The sequence below is a fragment of the Pantoea sp. sgz302252 genome (genome assembly GCF_047713085.1).
Lineage (GTDB): Bacteria > Pseudomonadota > Gammaproteobacteria > Enterobacterales > Enterobacteriaceae > Scandinavium.
Genome location: NZ_JBLFJW010000002.1, coordinates 150,185 through 169,169 on the forward strand (window position 1 = coordinate 150,185; position 18,985 = coordinate 169,169).

Sequence of the window (18,985 nt, forward strand, 5' to 3'; positions counted from 1 at the left end):
GCAATGTCTTATAATTTAAATGCACTATCTTACAATTTAACTGAAGGTTGTTTTCTGAGCCCGCTACCAGTGATTGATCGGACGGTTAATATTCTGATGTTCCGGGATCCTGATGACATTGAATATAACATTGTGATCAACCGAGCCACGCTGGACGAGGCTCAGAATATTGATGCATTTTGTGAGCTGCAAATAGAACAGCTGAGAAATAAGCTGCCAGGCTTTCAGATGGATGGCAAACTGCTGAAGAGTGAAATCGGTCCGGCAAAATTGTCGGTCGTGCAGATCTCTAATCAATATCTTCAGGATGGAAAAACGGTTCGTCAGGTCCAGTCAGTCATTAAACTGCCATGGCATGCCGGGATGAATCACAACGAACGAGAAGTGATTATTTTTACCCTTCATACGGTGGGAGAGTTTAGCGAGCATCAGCGTAAACATTATGTGCAGATTATTAATACATTCCAGCCGCACATGACGCAGGTTGCTTGAGTGGGCTCCGATGCCCAAATCCCGGGCATCGGAGTGCAGGTGTTACAGGCAAAGTGTGATTCTGTCTCTGCCGGTATGCTGGGCTACCCAGGCTGCGTAGTGATAAAGTTCTGATTTCTTGGTGGTACCCATTTTTCTCATGGCATTACGGCAGTGGGTACTGACGGTTTTATCGGCACAGCCGAGGATCGATGCAATACTCTGCGGGCTATAACATTTTCCAACATAGTACAAAACCTGATTTTCCATCGATGAGAGCTGGAGATAGCGTTTAGCGCCGATGTTCTGATAAAAGCCCTTTTTTCTGTCTTCTGGTAGTTTGATGCGGGAAAGTGAGATGATTTTTTCAAGTTTCGCCTGAATTTCATTAATGCTAAGAGAGTCACAAAAAAAAGGTATATCGATAGAGAACATATCCGAAGATTGGGAAGGTACTGAGCCTGACGGTGGAATAGTATAATTGATACTGACGACGACTTTCCTGAAGATAATATTAGCAGGGGAAGATATCCGGCTCACTGTTTTCACCTGCCCTGGTGTATTATTCAAAAATGATATCATTTCCCATAAACCAAATTTATAGAAGTAATTATCATTTAGAATGGTTATGTTCTTTGATAATGCTGTAACATTGTGTGTCATGTTATTCATGTTGCGAGAAGCATCCCTGTTAAATCCATTCTTACAAGATTAAGTAATAATAAACCGTGTCAGACATTGTTTGCTTTATCACCTGGTGATGATCCGTGCCTTACATAACAGAGGCAAAAATTCCATATGAAGAATAACGATGTTGGACAGAGAAGTTACACGCTAAACCAGAGTGACAGAGAAATCCGCATAACTAGTATTATTGCCATTACCACCTGTATTTAACATTAAGCAGGTGTTACGTAGAAATATTTTTTCGTTTTTTTATGATAATAAGAAAAAAGACTGAGGCGTTTTCTGATATTTCTTAGGTGGCATTTTTTGCGGTGAAACAGGCAAGGGGATGTGATCCCTGCACATCTCGTTTCTGCGCGTCAGCTTAATGGGCAATAGATGAAAGTTGTTCCGGGGGAAGTTTGAGGGGACGCCAGAACAACCGGAAGCCCGGTTGTTCTGGCAAGAAACGGAATTACTTCGCGATACGTTTGTACTTGATTCGCTTCGGCTCCAGCGCGTCTGCGCCGAGGGTGCGTTTCTTGTACTCTTCGTATTCGGTGAAGTTCCCTTCGAAGAACTCCACTTTGCCTTCATCCTGATAATCCAGAATGTGGGTGGCGATACGGTCAAGGAACCAACGGTCGTGCGAGATAACCATGGCACAGCCTGGGAATTCCAGCAGGGCGTTTTCCAGCGCGCGCAGGGTTTCGATATCCAGGTCGTTGGTCGGTTCATCGAGCAGAAGGACGTTGCCGCCAACCTGCAGCAGTTTCGCCAGATGCAGACGACCGCGCTCACCACCAGACAGCTCGCCAACACGTTTACCCTGGTCGGTGCCTTTGAAGTTGAAGCGACCCACGTAGGCACGGCTTGGCATCTCGGTGTTGCCAATCTTCATGATGTCCAGGCCGCCGGACACTTCTTCCCACACGGTTTTGCTGTTATCCATAGAGTCACGGAACTGATCCACGGAAGCCAGCTTGACCGTTTCACCCAGCGTGATGCTGCCGCTGTCAGGCTGTTCCTGACCGGACATCATGCGGAACAGGGTGGATTTACCCGCACCGTTCGGACCGATGATGCCGACAATCGCCCCTTTCGGCACGGAGAAGGTCAGGTCTTCAATCAGCAGGCGATCGCCGTAGGATTTGCGCAGGTTGCTGACTTCAACCACTTTATCCCCCAGACGTGCTCCAGGTGGAATAAACAGTTCGTTGGTTTCGTTACGTTTCTGGTATTCGGTGCTGTTGAGTTCTTCAAAGCGAGCCAGACGGGCTTTGCCCTTAGACTGACGGCCTTTCGCACCCTGACGCACCCACTCCAGCTCTTTCTCGATAGATTTGCGACGAGCCGCTTCCTGAGAAGCTTCCTGAGCCAGACGCTGATCTTTCTGCTCCAGCCAGGAAGAGTAGTTGCCTTCCCATGGAATGCCTTCGCCGCGGTCCAGTTCGAGGATCCAGCCCGCTACGTTATCGAGGAAGTAACGGTCGTGGGTAATCGCCACAACGGTGCCTTCGAAGTCGTGCAGGAAACGTTCCAGCCATGCCACGGATTCCGCATCCAGGTGGTTTGTGGGTTCGTCGAGCAGCAGCATGTCTGGTTTTTCCAGCAGCAGGCGACACAGTGCGACACGGCGACGTTCACCCCCGGAAAGGTTAGCAATTTTCGCATCCCAGTCCGGCAGACGCAGTGCATCGGCTGCACGCTCCAGTTGCACGTTCAGGTTATGACCGTCGTGCGCCTGGATAATCTCTTCGTATTTGCCCTGCTGAGCGGCCAGTTTGTCGAAATCGGCGTCTGGCTCGGCATACAGCGCATACACTTCTTCGAGGCCTTTCAGGGCGTTAACCACTTCTGAAACGGCTTCTTCAACGGATTCGCGAACGGTATGTTCCGGGTTAAGCTGAGGCTCCTGCGGCAGGTAGCCAATTTTGGTACCAGGCTGCGGGCGAGCTTCACCTTCGATGTCGGTATCGATACCGGCCATGATGCGCAGAAGGGTAGATTTACCGGCACCGTTCAGGCCCAGAACCCCGATTTTTGCGCCAGGGAAGAAGCTCAGCGAGATGTTTTTCAGAATATGACGCTTCGGCGGAACCACCTTGCCGACGCGATGCATGGTATAAACGAATTGAGCCACGTTGGACTTCGCCTCTTTTATTTTTGATGATGGAGTAAAGGCGAAGTGTAGCCTTTTTCAGACGCTAATCCCAGCAAGCGTTGGCGATAACAGTTCCGGGAAAAAAGTGTTCGAAATGTGGCGCAATTTTGGTTGTCTGATTAGCATTTAAAGAGAGGCTGCGTCCGGTAACTCTGCGAGAAGGAAGCAGAATTACCGGACACAGCTTTTTGAGGCGGCATGATGCTGCATTGACACACTTTAAGAGGAGCGCTTGTGGAAAAAGCTAAACCCATGACGTGGCGTCTTCTGGCTGCAGGCATTGCTTTGCTGACAGTCAGCAGCGCGGTGCATGCCGATTCGCTGGATGAGCAACGTAGCCGCTATGCCCAGATTAAACAGGCCTGGGATAAACGCCAAATGGATGTGGTCGACAGCCTGATGCCGACGCTGAAAGACTACCCGCTTTATCCTTATCTCGAATATCGCCAGTTAACTGACGATCTGATGAATGAGCCTGCTGTCAGCGTGAGCAATTTCGTGCAGGCCAATCCGACGTTGCCTGCGGCCCGCACGTTAAGAAACCGCTTTGTGAACGAACTGGCTCGTCGGGAGGATTGGCGCGGGCTGTTGGCGTTCAGCCCGGAAAAACCGACGACCACAGAAGCGCAGTGTAATTACTACTACGCGAAGTACAGCGTGGGTCAGACTCAGGAAGCCTGGGATGGCGCGAAAGATCTCTGGCTCACCGGTAAAAATCAGCCTAATGCCTGCGGCAATTTATTCAATGCCTGGCGCACCTCTGGCGCGCAGGATCCTCTGGCTTATCTCGAACGCATTCGCCTTGCGATGAAAGCGGGTAACACCCGTCTGGTGTCGTCACTGGCTAACCAGATGCCCGCGGATTATCAAACCATCGCGTCTGCAGTGGTCAGTCTTGCGAATAATCCCAACAGCGTGCTGACCTTTGCTCAAAGCACGGGCGCAACCGATTTTACCCGTCAAATGGCGGCAGTAGCGTTTGCCAGCGTGGCGCGTCAGGATGCAGAAAACGCTCGCCTGATGATCCCGTCATTGGTGCAGGCGCAGAAGCTGAATGAAGATCAAGCGCAGGAGTTGCGAGATATTGTGGCCTGGCGTCTGATGGGCACGGATATCACCGACGAACAGGCTCGCTGGCGCGATGACGCCATCATGCGTTCGCAGTCTACCTCGCTGGTGGAACGTCGTGTTCGCATGGCCATTGGTAATGGCGATCGCCGTGGGCTGAATACCTGGCTCGCTCGCTTGCCAATGGAAGCGAAAGACAAAGACGAGTGGCGCTACTGGCAGGCCGACTTGCTGATGGAGCGTGGCCGAGATCAGGAAGCAAAAGATATTCTGCATTCGCTGATGCAACAACGCGGTTTTTACCCGATGGTGGCCGCCCAGCGTCTTGGCGAGGATTATCCGATTCGTGTCGAGAAGCCTGAAGGCACTGTTGCGCCTCTGCTGGTCAGCGGCCCGGAAATGGCACGTGTGCGTGAGTTAATGTACTGGAATCAGGACAATACCGCGCGCAGCGAGTGGGCGAACCTGGTCTCCAGCCGCACTCGTAATGAACAAGGCCAACTGGCGAAGTATGCCTTTGACGAAGGCTGGTGGGATCTGAGCGTGCAGGCGACCATTGCCGGCAAGCTCTGGGATAACCTTGAAGAGCGTTTCCCGCTGGCCTACAAAGATCTGTTTACCCGCTATACCCGCGATAAAGGGATCAGCAAAAGTTATGCGATGGCGATTGCCCGCCAGGAAAGTGCATGGAATCCAAAAGTGCGCTCACCTGTAGGCGCCACGGGTCTGATGCAGATCATGCCAGGCACGGCCACTCACACCGTGAAGATGTTTACTATTCCGGGTTACAGCGGGCCTAATCAGCTGTTGGATCCAGAAACCAATATCAACATCGGCACCAGCTATCTGCAGTATGTCTATCAGCAGTTTGGTAATAACCGCATCTACGCTTCAGCGGCCTATAACGCCGGGCCGGGCAGGGTCAGAACCTGGCAGGGCAACAGCGCAGGGCGCATTGATGCCGCGGCCTTTGTCGAAAGTATTCCGTTCTCTGAAACGCGAGGCTATGTGAAAAACGTGCTGGCGTACGACGCTTACTACCGCTATTTCATGGGTGAGAAGCCACAGATCCTGACGGACGATGAGTGGAAGCAGCGTTACTGATCCTCCGTAAGTATGTTATGCTTGTACTCGCTAAAGAGTACATCCGGTGGATGGCCCTGTGCCGTCCGCCTCAACATGGTGGCGTAACATGACTCAACAATCCCCTTATTCAGCCGCGAATGCGGAACAGCGCAACCAGGAGTGGCTTCGCTTCGTGGAACTGATGCACCAGGCCTTTGAAGCGGATCTTCACCTGCCGCTCCTGAACCTGATGATGACGCCGGACGAGCGCGAGGCACTGGGCACCCGTGTGAGGATCATTGAAGAGTTACTGCGCGGGGAAATGAGCCAGCGCGAGCTGAAAAGCGAGCTCGGCGCCGGTATTGCAACCATCACTCGTGGGTCGAACAGCCTGAAATCAGCGCCTGCCGAACTGCGCCAGTGGCTTGAACTGACGCTGCCAGAGACTCACAAATAGGCCGCATTGTGGAACGGGCTTAACGCCAGAATCACAGCCTGATGATACACACTGCTGCGGGTGAGTTTACCCGCAGTGAACACGCCGATAGCCCCTTCTTTACGCCCAATCTCGTCAATGCCGGTATATTCCGACATCACCGGACCGAGTGCATCACCTGCACGTACGCGTTCGAGGATGGCTGCGGGTAAAGGTAAGGTGGCGGAGCGGGCTTCTCCTCGCTGCTCGCGAGTTTCAATCACGACCCAGCTAAACGTGCTGCCGTCATCAATGCCAGCTTCAATGGCGACCCAAAAATCAGCATCAGGTCGGGCCAGTCGGGCATTCTGGACCCGATTCCGTGCGCCAGCGCGCGTTTCCTCATTGCCGAAGGGCTGTTCGGGCACACCGCTCTCGACGGAAACGGCATCAATATGGCAGGATCCTTCGCCGAAGATCTCGTTAAAAGCCTGCAGAATAGCCTTAATTTTGGCGGGATTGGTGGTGGCTGAGACAACATTGTGCATAATCAGTACACTTACAACAGAAAATCATCATCGCAGTATAACGGATAATTAGCATGTTACAGGTATACCTTGTTCGCCACGGTGAGACGCAGTGGAACGCCGAGCGACGTATTCAGGGCCAGTCCGACAGCCCGCTGACCGAAAAAGGTGAGCAGCAAGCCCGACAAGTGGGGGAGCGTGTCAAAGAGTTGGGCATCACCCATATCATCTCAAGCGATCTTGGCCGTACGCGTCGTACTGCGGAAATCATCGCTGAGGCCTGCGGATGTGGCGTGACCTACGATCCGCGCCTGCGTGAACTCGACATGGGCGTGCTGGAACGCCGCCTGATTGATTCGCTGACCGCAGAGGAAGAGGGCTGGCGTCGCACGCTGGTGAACGGCACTGAGGATGGAAGAATTCCTGAAGGAGAGTCGATGCAGGAGTTGGGCGATCGTATGAACGCGGCCCTGAAAGATTGTCTGGAATTGCCGGAAGGTAGCCGCCCATTGCTGGTGAGCCATGGCATGGCGCTAGGCTGTCTGGTGAGCACGATCCTTGGCTTGCCAGCTTATGCTGAGCGCCGTCTGCGTCTGCGCAACTGTTCGATTTCGCGAGTGGATTATCAGCAAAGCCCGTGGCTGGCACCGGGGTGGATCGTTGAGACCGCAGGTGACGTCACGCATCTGGACGCCCCTGCGTTGGATGAACTGCAGCGTTAACGCCGAATCGGAACCAGGTACTCGCAGCGTAGTTGAATTGGCGGTTCCTGATTCGTCACGTCTTTCTGTGGGAAGAAGCGCTCAATATCCTGGCCCTTACGACGGGTCAGGCTAAGCATTGGCATGCAGGTGCCGTAGACGGTCAGAATGAATTCCTGCAAACCGGTTCCCAGCCCTTCATAGGTGAACATCACGTATTCACCGCCCTCCAGCTTCACCGGATGAGCATCCTGCAGATGACCGTTGGCCATTTCGGGCGTTAATGCCGTGGTATAAAGCACTTCCTGCTCGTCATCTCTTTCAAGACTTGGTCGTGGTTCATGCAGACCGTAAAGCATCGGTGGAATTGACGGTGCCTTGCCAAGGAACTCACGCCAGAACTGCACGCGCATCTGCTGACGGAACTCAGAAATCTCTTCCAGCTTGCAGGTATAGCTTTGCGTCACGCCGACCAGGTGGGTTTCTGGCAGCGTGATAAACTCATATTTCGGCATGGTGAATTCGCCCAGGCGCAGCGGCGGACGCATACCGAATGAGCTCCAGTCCGGCGAACGGCGATAGAGTGCTGGTGTCAGGTTGAACTGTTTTTTAAAGGCGCGAGTAAAGGTTTGCTGAGAATCGAAACGGTATTGCAGTGCAATATCGAGGATGGGACGCGAGGTTAAACGCAGCGCAACCGCAGATTTTGACAGACGACGTGCGCGGATGTAGGCGCCGATAGCATGGCCGGTAACGTCCTTGAACATCCTTTGCAGATGCCACTTGGAATAGCCCGCTTTCGCCGCAACATTATCCAGTGATAAAGGTTGATCGAGATGTCCTTCAAGCCAGCTAAGCAGATCGCGAATTATCCCAGCCTGATCCATATAATGTCCTCATCCTTTACGCAGGTGCCTGTATCTAGGGTAGTGGATAATAACATTTTTTGATGTTTTAGCATTCAGTGTTTTTTTTGCTCTAACGTGCGTTTTTAGGCCAGTTTTGGACTCGAATTTTGTAAAGCTGTGATCTTTAAACCTTTTCTCTTAGAATGTTGAATAATCACGAAGCGTCATTTTTTTAAAATGGTAACAATATGAAATACAAGAAGTTAATTGCAGGACTTTTACTGACAGCGGCAGGTGGCGTCGCTCATGCCGAGCAGATTGGTTCGGTGGATACGGTCTTCAAGATGATCGGCCCGGATCACAAGATTGTGATTGAAGCGTTTGACGATCCAGATGTGAAGAATGTGACCTGCTACATCAGCCGGGCAAAAACGGGGGGGATTAAAGGTGGGCTCGGACTCGCTGAAGATACCTCGGATGCGGCTATTTCTTGCCAGCAGGTTGGCGCAATCGAGCTAAGCGACAAGATTAAACATGGCAAAACCCAGGGCGATGTCGTCTTCCAGAAAAGAACATCATTGGTTTTCAAAAAGCTGCAGGTTGTCCGTTTTTATGATGCGAAACGCAATGCGTTGGTCTACCTGACTTACTCAGACAAGGTTGTTGACGGTTCACCGAAGAACGCGATTAGCGCGGTGCCTGTCATGCCGTGGAAAGAGTAAGGACGAAAAAAACGGCGCGATGCGCCGTTTTAGAGTGCTGACAAAGAAGGAAAAAGCGTGGTTTTTCCTTCTTTATGGTGAGCAGCTGAAAATCAATGAATTGATTTTCCTTATTTTTTGTTCTGCCACCCATGACAAAACGGTATTCGTTAGAGGTTTGTCATCAGTCTCAAACGGCGCGATGCGCCGTTTTGTACTCTGGACTGAGGAATTATTCCTGCAGCTCGCCGCAGAAGCGGTAACCTTCGCCGTGAATGGTAGCGATGATTTCCGGCGTATCCGGCGTAGATTCGAAATGTTTACGAATGCGACGAATGGTCACGTCAACCGTACGGTCGTGTGGCTTCAGCTCACGGCCGGTCATTTTCTTCAGCAGCTCAGCACGGGACTGGATCTTGCCCGGGTTTTCGCAGAAGTGCAGCATCGCGCGGAATTCACTGCGTGGCAGCTTGTACTGTTCACCGTTAGGGCTAATCAGCGAGCGGCTGTTGATGTCGAGCTCCCAACCGTTGAACTTGTAGCTTTCTACATTGCGGCGTTCTTCGCTCACGGTACCCAGATTCATGGTACGGGAGAGCAGGTTACGCGCACGGATAGTCAGTTCACGCGGGTTGAAAGGCTTGGTGATATAATCATCTGCGCCGATTTCCAGACCGAGAATTTTGTCGACTTCGTTATCACGACCGGTCAGGAACATCAGGGCAACGTTAGCTTGCTCACGCAGTTCACGCGCCAGCAGAAGGCCGTTTTTACCCGGCAGATTGATATCCATGATGACCAGATTGACATCATTTTCAGACAGGATCTGATGCATTTCCGCGCCATCGGTGGCTTCGAACACATCGTAACCTTCTGCTTCGAAAATACTTTTTAACGTGTTGCGTGTTACCAACTCGTCTTCAACGATAAGAATGTGCGGGGTCTGCATGTTTGCTACCTAAATTGCCAACTAAATCGAAACAGGAAGTACCAAAGTCCCTGACCCGCCTGATACATGTCGAAAATTAACATGACCGGCATAACATGACTAAAGTACGTAATTGCGTTCTTGATGCACTTTTCATCAACGTCAACAACATCATTAGCTTGGTCGTGGGTACTTTCCCTCTGGACCCGACAGTGTCAAAAACGGCTGTTATCCTAACCATTTTAACAGCAACATAACAGGCAAAGAGACGACTGACACCCAATAAAACTACGCTTCGTTGACATATATCAAGTTCAATTGTAGCACGTTAACAGTTTTGTGGAATCCTCGCATCTAAATGCTAGCTTTTGTCACATATTTTAAACATTCTGAACGGTTGCGAAGATGAACTGATTAATAAAATGAATCCAAAATATGAGAGATAATCTTATTTCAAATACCTTATAAGAACATAAGGATATAGTGGTTCTGTTAACATAATGAATAGGTCGATTCTTAGAGAATAGTTTAACCTTGTTTATATATTAAGAAACCCCTTTTCACCGTTTTTGTTGCAACAAAGTAAATTCGCGACGCGTAATATGTTGATGTGCATCACATTGTCGCGGCGAGTGTCCAAAAAAGAGAAGATTACATGCGCTTATCAATCGTGCTGGTTTCCCCCGCCAGAGCCGAAAATATCGGTGCCGCCGCCCGTGCCATGAAGACCATGGGGTTCACAGAAATGCGAATTGTCGACAGTACGGCACACCTTGAACCCGCAGCGCAGTGGGTTGCGCATGGCTCTGGCGATATTCTGGAAAATATAAAAACGTATAAAACGCTTGCTGACGCGCTGGTGGATGTGGACTTTACCGTCGCGACAACCGCACGCAGTCGGGCTCGTTTTCACTACTACGCCACACCACAAGAACTGCTGCCGATGCTCCAGGAAAAATCGCAGTGGATGGGGCATGCTGCGCTGGTGTTTGGGCGTGAAGATTCAGGGTTAACCAACGAAGAACTTGAATTGGCCGACGTGTTAACCGGCGTACCAATGGTGGCCGATTATCCTTCACTGAATCTCGGTCAGGCGGTGATGGTGTATTGTTATCAGCTGTCGGCGCTGACACAAATTTCTTCCACTCCTGCAACTCCCGGTGATGAAAATCAGCTGCAGGCGTTACGAGCTCGTACAGTGTCGTTACTGGAAAAATTGCAGGTGGCCGATGATGCAAAACTGACGGATTGGCTCCAGCAGAGAATCGGCCTGCTTGAGCAGCGCGACACCGCCATGCTGCACCGATTGTTGCATGATATTGAAAAAAATATGGCAGAGTAATGTCCTGTTATAAGTGTTTGTTATGGTCTTATGTGCTGATTTTATGGCCAATGGCACGGTGAAAGGCGAAGGAGATGCCTGCATCGGCAGTGCTGGCTAATGGTATGACGAAGGGTGACGAATGGAGAAATTCGTTGACTTAGCCTGGCAGATACTTTAACCAATATAGGCAGACGACAGACAAAGTAAAATAACAGAGCACACAACATCCATGATTCGCATCAGCATGACGACAACCATTACCACCATCACCATTACCACAGGTATCGGTGCGGGCTGACGCGTACAGGAAACACAGAAAAAAGCCCGCACCTGAACAGTGCGGGCTTTTTTTTCGGCTAAAGATCAAGGGGTAATACCATGCGAGTCTTGAAGTTCGGCGGTACATCAGTGGCAAATGCAGAACGTTTTCTGCGGGTTGCCGATATTCTGGAGAGCAACGCCAGGCAGGGGCAGGTCGCCACCGTGCTTTCTGCCCCAGCTAAAATCACCAACCATCTGGTCGCGATGATTGAAAAAACCATTGGCGGTCAGGACACGCTCCCAAATATCTCCGATGCCGAACGCATTTTTGCCGAACTGCTTCAGGGTCTGGCCGACATTCAACCCGGTTTTCCCCAGGCCCCGCTCAAAGCTTTTGTTGAACAAGAGTTTGCCCAGATTAAGCATGTTCTGCATGGGATAAGCCTGCTGGGGCAATGCCCTGATGGCGTTAATGCCTCCCTTATTTGCCGTGGTGAAAAGCTGTCTATCGCGATCATGGCGGGTTTGCTGGAAGCGCGTGGCCATAAAGTCAGCGTGATTGATCCTGTTGAGAAATTACTGGCCGTTGGACATTACCTGGAATCCACGGTTGATATCGCTGAATCCACTCGCCGTATTGCAGCAAGCCAAATCCCGTCTGACCATATGGTGCTGATGGCCGGGTTTACCGCGGGAAATGAGAAAGGTGAACTGGTTGTGTTGGGGCGTAATGGCTCTGACTATTCCGCCGCCGTGCTGGCCGCCTGTTTGCGTGCTGACTGCTGTGAAATCTGGACCGATGTCGACGGCGTTTATACTTGCGATCCGCGTCAGGTGCCAGATGCGCGCTTGCTGAAATCCATGTCCTATCAGGAAGCCATGGAGCTCTCCTATTTTGGCGCGAAAGTTCTGCATCCTCGCACCATCGCGCCGATTGCCCAGTTCCAGATCCCTTGCCTCATCAAAAATACCGGTAATCCTCAGGCGCCGGGCACTCTCATCGGCTCAAGCCATAATGAAGACGGCCTGGCGGTGAAGGGGATTTCCAATCTCAATAACATGGCGATGTTTAACGTGTCCGGCCCGGGTATGAAGGGCATGGTCGGGATGGCGGCACGCGTGTTTGCCACAATGTCCCGCGCCGGGATCTCCGTGGTCCTGATCACTCAGTCTTCTTCCGAATACAGCATCAGTTTCTGTGTACCGCAAAGCGATTGCGCACGCGCGAAGAAGGCAATGGAAGATGAGTTTTACCTCGAACTGAAAGAAGGGCTGCTTGAACCGCTGTCGATCATGGAGCGTCTGGCGATCATCTCCGTGGTGGGCGATGGCATGCGCACGCTGCGCGGCATCTCTGCAAAATTCTTTGCGGCTCTCGCTCGCGCCAACATCAATATCGTGGCGATTGCGCAGGGCTCCTCCGAGCGCTCCATTTCTGTGGTCGTTAATAACGATGATGCGACCACTGGCGTTCGCGTCACTCACCAGATGCTGTTCAATACCGATCAGGTGATTGAAGTGTTTGTGATTGGCGTCGGCGGTGTGGGCGGCGCATTGCTGGAACAACTTAAGCGCCAGCAAACCTGGCTCAAAAATAAGCATATTGATTTACGTGTTTGCGGCGTGGCGAACTCACATGCGCTGTTGACCAACGTGCACGGTCTGAGCCTCGATAACTGGAAAAGCGAACTGGCCGATGCCAAAGAGCCGTTTAATCTCGGCCGACTGATTCGTCTGGTGAAAGAGTATCACCTGCTGAACCCGGTGATTGTGGACTGTACCTCCAACCAGGCCGTCGCCGATCAGTATGCTGATTTCCTGCGCGAAGGTTTCCATGTCGTGACGCCAAACAAAAAGGCGAACACCTCGTCGATGAACTACTATCACGAGCTGCGTCAGGCGGCTGCCGGTTCTCGTCGTAAGTTCCTGTATGACACCAACGTTGGGGCAGGGCTGCCGGTTATCGAAAACCTGCAAAATCTGCTCAACGCAGGTGATGAACTGCAAAAGTTCTCCGGCATTCTTTCCGGTTCCCTGTCGTTTATCTTCGGTAAGCTGGATGAAGGCATGAGCCTCTCTGAAGCCACCCGTATGGCACGTGAAATGGGCTATACCGAACCTGATCCTCGTGACGATCTTTCCGGCATGGATGTGGCGCGTAAGCTGCTGATCCTCGCCCGTGAAACAGGTCGTCATCTTGAACTGAATGATATTGTGGTGGAATCTGTGTTGCCTTCGCATTTCGACGACAGCGGTGACACCGACAGCTTTATGGCACGCTTGCCGCAACTGGATGATGAATTTGCGGCGCGTATCGCGAAAGCTCGCGATGAAGGTAAAGTGCTGCGTTACGTCGGCAACATCGAAGACGACGGCGTTTGTCGGGTGAAAATCGCTGAAGTCGATGGCAACGATCCGCTTTATAAAGTGAAAAATGGCGAGAACGCCCTGGCGTTTTACAGCCATTATTATCAGCCGTTACCGCTGGTGCTGCGCGGTTATGGCGCGGGCAACGACGTAACAGCCGCCGGGGTCTTTGCCGATCTGCTGCGTACCTTGTCCTGGAAGTTAGGAGTTTAAGATGGTTAAAGTCTATGCCCCGGCGTCCAGCGCCAATATGAGCGTCGGATTCGACGTGTTGGGCGCGGCGGTCACGCCGGTGGATGGCACGCTGCTCGGCGACAACGTTGACGTCGTTGCGGCTGATGTTTTCAGCCTGAAAAACGTCGGTCATTTCGCCAACAAATTGCCGACGGAGCCGCGTGAAAACATCGTTTACCAGTGCTGGGAACGCTTCTGCCAGGAGATTGGCAAAACGGTGCCTGTCGCCATGACGCTGGAAAAAAACATGCCGATTGGCTCTGGGTTAGGCTCCAGTGCCTGTTCTGTGGTTGCCGCGCTGGTGGCAATGAACGAGTACTGCGGCAAGCCACTCAATGACAGCAAAATGCTTTCACTGATGGGTGAGCTGGAAGGGCGTATTTCCGGCAGCGTGCATTACGATAACGTCGCGCCTTGCTTCCTCGGCGGCATTCAACTGATGCTGGAAGAGAACGGCATTATCAGCCAGCAGATTCCGGCCTTTGATGAATGGCTGTGGGTGCTGGCTTATCCGGGGATAAAAGTCTCCACCGCCGAAGCGCGCGCCATTTTACCGGCGCAGTACCGCCGTCAGGACTGCATCGCGCATGGACGTCACCTGGCGGGCTTTATTCACGCCTGCTACAGCCGTCAGCCGCAGCTTGCTGCAAAGTTGATGAAAGACGTGATTGCCGAACCGTATCGCACCAAATTACTGCCTGGCTTTGGCGAAGCCCGTCAGGCGGTGGCGGAAATTGGCGCGCTGGCAAGCGGCATCTCGGGTTCTGGCCCGACGATGTTTGCCCTGTGCGATAACCCGGAAACCGCACAACGAGTCGCAGACTGGCTCAGTAAACACTATCTGCAAAATCAGGAAGGCTTCGTTCATATTTGTCGGCTGGATACAGCGGGCGCACGCGTAGTGGGATAACCAATGAAACTGTATAACTTAAAAGATCATAACGAGCAGGTCAGCTTCGCGCAGGCCGTGACGCAAGGGTTGGGCAAAAATCAGGGGCTGTTCTTTCCACACGATTTGCCGGAATTCAGCCTGACCGAAATCGACGAAATGCTGAAGCTGGATTTCGTCTCCCGCAGTGCAAAAATTCTTTCCGCTTTTATTGGCGATGAAATTGCACCCGATGAGCTGAAAGCTCGCGTAGGCGCGGCATTTGCTTTCCCTGCACCAGTAAAAAAGGTGCAGGACGATGTGGGCTGTCTGGAACTGTTCCACGGCCCGACGCTGGCGTTTAAAGATTTCGGCGGTCGTTTTATGGCGCAGATGCTGACGCACATCAGTGGCGACAAACCTGTGACCATTTTGACCGCGACGTCTGGTGATACAGGCGCTGCCGTGGCGCATGCTTTCTATGGTCTGAAGAATGTACGCGTCGTTATCCTGTATCCGAAAGGCAAAATCAGCCCGCTGCAGGAGAAACTGTTCTGCACTTTAGGTGGCAACATTGAAACTGTCGCTATCGAAGGCGATTTCGATGCCTGTCAGGCGCTGGTAAAGCAGGCATTTGACGATGAAGAGCTGAAGGTTGCGCTGGGCCTGAACTCGGCGAACTCAATCAATATCAGCCGTCTGCTGGCGCAGATTTGCTACTACTTTGAAGCCGTGGCGCAGCTGCCACAGGAAGCCCGTAATCAGCTGGTCGTTTCTGTGCCAAGCGGCAACTTCGGCGATTTAACGGCAGGCTTGCTGGCGAAATCACTGGGTCTGCCGGTGAAGCGTTTTATTGCTGCAACCAACGTCAACGATACGGTGCCACGTTTTCTGCAGGAAGGGGCATGGAAACCAAAATCTACGCAAGCGACGCTGTCTAACGCGATGGATGTCAGCCAGCCAAACAACTGGCCGCGCGTTGAAGAACTGTTCCGTCGCAAAGTGTGGCGCCTGAACGAGTTGGGCTATGCCGCCGTGGATGATGAAACCACTAAAGCGACCATGCGTGAACTTCAGGAGGTCGGTTATACCTCTGAGCCGCATGCTGCAGTGGCCTATCGCGCGTTGCGTGACCAGCTCCAGCCCGGCGAATATGGTCTGTTCCTGGGAACTGCGCATCCAGCGAAGTTCATTGAGAGCGTGGAAGCGATTCTCGACACCAAACTTCCGCTGCCGAAAGAGCTGGCCGATCGTGCCGACTTGCCTCTGTTGTCGCATGAGTTGCCTGCTGAATTTGCTGCGCTGCGTAAGCTGATGATGGCTAAAGCCTGATAGTGTTCATTTTTCTCTCCCTGAGACCAGGACGTTTCCCGGATTGGGGAGAGAATGTGGAGACAAATGGCAGAAATTACGCAGGAATTCCCATTAAATGCGGGCACTTAGAAATTGGGATTGCGGAGAATAACAACCGGGGTTCGCAACAGGTACTCTGACTTCATCGACCCATAACGGGCAATGATGTAAAGGAGTAACCTATGTCTAAATTGAAACCTGTGATCCTCGCGCTTTCTATGATGCTGGTGGCTCCGGTGATGGTACACGCTTCAGAAATCACTCTGGTGCCAGCGGTCAAATTACAGATTGGCGATCAGGATAACCGCGGTAACTACTGGGATGGCGGCAACTGGCGCGACCATGACTGGTGGGATCATCACTACGAGCGTTACAACAACCACTGGCGTCCGCGTCCTCATTACGATCATCATGACGATCACCACGACCATCACGACCACCATGACGATCATGGGCATCACCACTGATTTTCCCCCCTCTCCCTAACCCTCTCCCTCAAGGGAGAGGGGATTGTTCGGCGCGGGTGTTAACGTTCTCCCTCTCCCTGGGGAGAGGGCCGGGGTGAGGGTGCGTGACGGAGGTTGAGGCGATCCCTTTTCTCGCTTTTACTTCTGCTCCTGACGCTTAAATACCAGCTCACTATCAGACGACGCGGCTTCATCAAAGAAATACCCTTCGCTATCAAATCCTTTCAGCGCTTCAACTTTCGTCAGGCGATTCTCAATGATGTAGTGGCTCATCAGGCCACGCGCTTTTTTGGCGTAGAAACTGATGACCTTGAATTTGCCGTTTTTCTCGTCGAGGAACACCGGCTTGATGATTTTCCCCTGCAGCTTTTTCGGTTTCACCGCTTTGAAGTACTCATCAGAGGCCAGGTTAATGACGACATCGTCCCCTTGGGCTTTCAGCGCGTCGTTCAGCTTGTTAGTGATAACCTCGCCCCAGAACTGATAGAGATCTTTGCCTTTCGCGTTCTCAAGGCGAATGCCCATCTCCAGGCGGTAGGGCTGCATCAAATCCAGCGGACGCAGCACGCCATAAAGGCCAGAGAGCATGCGCAAATGCTGCTGAGCAAAATCGAAATCTGCTTCGCTGAACTCTTCCGCCTGCAAGCCAGTGTAGACATCGCCTTTAAAGGCCAGAATAGCCGGGCGGGCATTTTGCGGCGTGAAATCAGGGTGCCAGTCGTGGAAACGGGTGGCATTGAGATCGGCAAGTTTGTCGCTGATGCTCATCAGCTTGCCGATTTGCGGCGCGGAGAGTTTGCGCGCCACCGTGATGAGCTGCTGAGAGTAATCCAGCAGCTCAGGATGGGTGTAGCGGGTTGTCGCAAGTTCGCTTTGGTAGTCGAGCGTTTTCGCAGGTGAAATCAGAATCAGCATAATCAGTCCTTGCAGGCATTTTCCGAGACTTTAGCAAAAAACGGCCATGAAGTGATCGATAGCAGCTATTGGCGCGGCACATCATCCCAGCTTCCTGGCGCAATTTGCTGTTCAATTTCGGGATAGCGACTCGGGTCAAAGACAGGTTTTACACCCAGCTTGCGTTGACGCAGATAGTCGCTGGCAATGATCCGTACGACCGGGGAAAGCAGCAGCAGCGCCGTCAGGTTAGTGATGGCCATCAGTGCCATAATGATATCGGCCAGTTGCCAAACGACTGGCAGGCTCAACAGGGTTCCCATCATGACCATAAGCAGCGTGATTGTCCGCAAAATCCAGATATTGCGCGGGCTGTTCATCTTCAGGTAAATCAGATTGTTTTCGGCGTAGATATAGTTTGCGGCGATAGAGCTAAAGGCAAAAAGCAGCACGACTACGGCGACAAAACTCGCCCCCCAACTCCCTGCGATAACGCTCATCGCTTTCTGAACTAACTGAATGCCGTTAATAGAACTTTGGCTTGTGTCGTGGCCTGCAATGAGCACCACCATCGCCGTGGCGGTACAGACAATCAGGGTGTCGGCCAGGACGCCAATCATTTGCACGATGCCCTGGGCGGCCGGATGTGGAGGCCACGAAGCGGCGGCGGCAGCGGCATTCGGGGTAGAACCCATGCCGGCTTCGTTCGAGAACATTCCCCGCTGAAATCCACTGGTTAGCGCCTGGCTGATGGTGTAACCCACTGCGCCAGCGGCGGCTTCCTGCCAGCCAAATGCACTGCGAATAATGCTTTCAAAAATGGCAGGAATGGCAGCGTAATGCCAAAGGCTAATGACAATACTGGCGCCAACCCAGACCAGTGCCATGACGGGCACCAGCCACTGCATAATCTTCGCGACCCCACGCAGGCCGCGCACTATGACCAACAGCGTGAAACCCATCAGCACCAGGCCCGTTACGTACTCAGGAAGGTCGAAAGCAAAATGCATCGCGTTTGCGATTGAATTGGCTTGTACCGTGTTGAAAATTAAGCCATAAGCCAGCAGCAGGAAAACGGAAAACATCACCCCCATCCAGCGCATGCCAAGGCCGTGTGATATGTACCACGCCGGGCCGCCGCGGAATTGTCCTGTGGCGTCTCGTTCTTTGTAGAGTTGAGCCAGTGAGCACTCAGCGAAGCTACTCGCCATGCCGATGATGGCCGAGACCCACATCCAGAATACGGCACCAGGGCCACCGGCAGTGATGGCGATGGCGACGCCCGCCAGGTTGCCGCTGCCCACGCGAGCAGCGAGACTGGTACACAGCGCCTGAAAGGAGGTCAGCCCGCCTGCTTGTGGGCTCAGGCTGCTTTTAAGGCTTTTGCCGAAATACCGAATGTAGCGGAATTGAATGTAACCTGTCCGCCAGGTGAACCACACTCCGGCCCCGAGCAGCAGGTAAATCATTACCGAGCCCCAGAGTATGTCGTTGATGAATGAGAGAAACTCAGGCATGTAGCGTCCTTTAATCGATGCCGAAGACAAGTGTAAGTGCTACCACATTCCAGACAATCCATTATCGGGTAGCAAGCGAATCATCTGAGTTTATCATACTCTGCGCTCCTGGGCCGTCTGCGGTTGCGCTGATATGGGGGCGTGAT

19 protein-coding genes and 1 other annotated feature are annotated in these 18,985 nt (G+C 52.3%); of the genes, 12 read left to right on the plus strand and 7 right to left on the minus strand.

Annotated features, from left to right (window positions below):
- The first annotated feature begins 3 nt into the window (after positions 1-3).
- The gene (locus tag ACLW56_RS02465) at positions 4-492 is read left to right on the plus strand and encodes a DcrB-related protein (protein ID WP_330982233.1); all 489 of its coding nucleotides are present in this window, start codon (positions 4-6) and stop codon (positions 490-492) included.
- 42 nt (positions 493-534) lie between these two features.
- Here the strand turns inward: ACLW56_RS02465 and ACLW56_RS02470 are convergent, their stop codons facing one another.
- Both ACLW56_RS02470 and ettA read right to left on the minus strand, forming a co-directional pair.
- Complete coding sequence (locus tag ACLW56_RS02470) at positions 535-1,134, minus strand: helix-turn-helix transcriptional regulator (protein WP_330982234.1); 600 nt, start codon at positions 1,132-1,134, stop codon at positions 535-537.
- Positions 1,135-1,612: 478 nt separating this feature from the next.
- Complete coding sequence (gene ettA, locus ACLW56_RS02475; RefSeq protein ID WP_330982235.1) at positions 1,613-3,280, minus strand: energy-dependent translational throttle protein EttA; 1,668 nt, start codon at positions 3,278-3,280, stop codon at positions 1,613-1,615.
- 255 nt (positions 3,281-3,535) lie between these two features.
- On the opposite strand from ettA, the gene sltY reads away from it, so the two are divergent.
- Together sltY and trpR are read left to right on the plus strand one after the other, a co-directional pair.
- Positions 3,536-5,473 (plus strand): murein transglycosylase, encoded by a 1,938-nt coding sequence (gene sltY, locus ACLW56_RS02480; RefSeq protein WP_330982236.1) that lies wholly within the window; start codon positions 3,536-3,538, stop codon positions 5,471-5,473.
- 88 nt (positions 5,474-5,561) lie between these two features.
- On the plus strand, positions 5,562-5,891 hold the full coding sequence (trpR, locus tag ACLW56_RS02485) for a trp operon repressor (RefSeq protein ID WP_330982237.1): 330 nt from the start codon (positions 5,562-5,564) through the stop codon (positions 5,889-5,891).
- Here the strand turns inward: trpR and yjjX are convergent.
- Positions 5,882-6,397: an inosine/xanthosine triphosphatase gene (yjjX, locus tag ACLW56_RS02490; protein WP_330982238.1), complete on the minus strand. Its 516-nt coding sequence runs from the start codon at positions 6,395-6,397 to the stop codon at positions 5,882-5,884. The genes trpR and yjjX overlap by 10 nt on opposite strands.
- A gap of 53 nt (positions 6,398-6,450) precedes the next feature.
- On the opposite strand from yjjX, the gene gpmB reads away from it, so the two are divergent.
- Entirely contained in the window at positions 6,451-7,098 is a 648-nt protein-coding gene (gene gpmB / locus ACLW56_RS02495) for a 2,3-diphosphoglycerate-dependent phosphoglycerate mutase GpmB (RefSeq protein WP_330982239.1), read from the plus strand.
- On the opposite strand, the gene robA is transcribed toward gpmB, so the two are convergent.
- The gene (gene robA, locus ACLW56_RS02500; RefSeq protein ID WP_330982240.1) at positions 7,095-7,964 is read right to left on the minus strand and encodes an MDR efflux pump AcrAB transcriptional activator RobA; all 870 of its coding nucleotides are present in this window, start codon (positions 7,962-7,964) and stop codon (positions 7,095-7,097) included. The two genes, gpmB and robA, sit on opposite strands and share 4 nt — an antisense overlap.
- Before the next feature lie 209 nt (positions 7,965-8,173).
- Here robA and creA point away from each other — a divergent pair, with 209 nt between their 5' ends.
- On the plus strand, positions 8,174-8,647 hold the full coding sequence (creA, locus tag ACLW56_RS02505; protein WP_330982241.1) for a protein CreA: 474 nt from the start codon (positions 8,174-8,176) through the stop codon (positions 8,645-8,647).
- Positions 8,648-8,858: 211 nt separating this feature from the next.
- Here the strand turns inward: creA and arcA are convergent, their stop codons facing one another.
- A complete protein-coding gene (gene arcA, locus ACLW56_RS02510; RefSeq protein ID WP_330982242.1) occupies positions 8,859-9,575 on the minus strand; it encodes a two-component system response regulator ArcA in 717 nt (238 codons plus the stop codon).
- A gap of 95 nt (positions 9,576-9,670) precedes the next feature.
- On the opposite strand from arcA, the gene yjjY reads away from it, so the two are divergent.
- The 7 genes from yjjY (at position 9,671) to ACLW56_RS02545 (ending at position 16,428) form a co-directional block, all read left to right on the plus strand.
- Positions 9,671-9,811, plus strand: coding sequence for a protein YjjY (gene yjjY, locus ACLW56_RS02515; RefSeq protein WP_330982243.1), 141 nt, complete (start codon positions 9,671-9,673; stop codon positions 9,809-9,811).
- 398 nt (positions 9,812-10,209) lie between these two features.
- Positions 10,210-10,896: a tRNA/rRNA methyltransferase gene (locus tag ACLW56_RS02520; protein ID WP_330982244.1), complete on the plus strand. Its 687-nt coding sequence runs from the start codon at positions 10,210-10,212 to the stop codon at positions 10,894-10,896.
- A gap of 211 nt (positions 10,897-11,107) precedes the next feature.
- Positions 11,108-11,176: a thr operon leader peptide gene (locus tag ACLW56_RS02525; RefSeq protein WP_122984332.1), complete on the plus strand. Its 69-nt coding sequence runs from the start codon at positions 11,108-11,110 to the stop codon at positions 11,174-11,176.
- Positions 11,115-11,232 (plus strand) — a sequence feature (Thr leader region). (Overlaps the previous gene by 62 nt.)
- Positions 11,233-11,256: 24 nt before the next feature.
- Positions 11,257-13,719 carry a bifunctional aspartate kinase/homoserine dehydrogenase I gene (thrA, locus tag ACLW56_RS02530; protein WP_330982245.1) on the plus strand — a complete coding sequence of 821 codons (2,463 nt, stop codon included), beginning with the start codon at positions 11,257-11,259 and terminating at the stop codon, positions 13,717-13,719.
- A gap of 1 nt (position 13,720) precedes the next feature.
- Positions 13,721-14,650 (plus strand): homoserine kinase, encoded by a 930-nt coding sequence (thrB, locus tag ACLW56_RS02535; protein ID WP_330982246.1) that lies wholly within the window; start codon positions 13,721-13,723, stop codon positions 14,648-14,650.
- Between the two features lie 3 nt (positions 14,651-14,653).
- Positions 14,654-15,940, plus strand: coding sequence for a threonine synthase (gene thrC / locus ACLW56_RS02540; RefSeq protein ID WP_330982247.1), 1,287 nt, complete (start codon positions 14,654-14,656; stop codon positions 15,938-15,940).
- Positions 15,941-16,143: 203 nt separating this feature from the next.
- Positions 16,144-16,428, plus strand: coding sequence for a DUF2502 domain-containing protein (locus ACLW56_RS02545; protein ID WP_330982248.1), 285 nt, complete (start codon positions 16,144-16,146; stop codon positions 16,426-16,428).
- A 138-nt stretch (positions 16,429-16,566) separates the two neighbouring features.
- On the opposite strand, the gene yaaA is transcribed toward ACLW56_RS02545, so the two are convergent.
- Complete coding sequence (gene yaaA, locus ACLW56_RS02550; protein WP_330982249.1) at positions 16,567-17,343, minus strand: peroxide stress protein YaaA; 777 nt, start codon at positions 17,341-17,343, stop codon at positions 16,567-16,569.
- Between the two features lie 65 nt (positions 17,344-17,408).
- A complete protein-coding gene (locus ACLW56_RS02555) occupies positions 17,409-18,839 on the minus strand; it encodes a sodium:alanine symporter family protein (RefSeq protein ID WP_330982250.1) in 1,431 nt (476 codons plus the stop codon).
- Between the last annotated feature and the right edge of the window lie 146 nt (positions 18,840-18,985).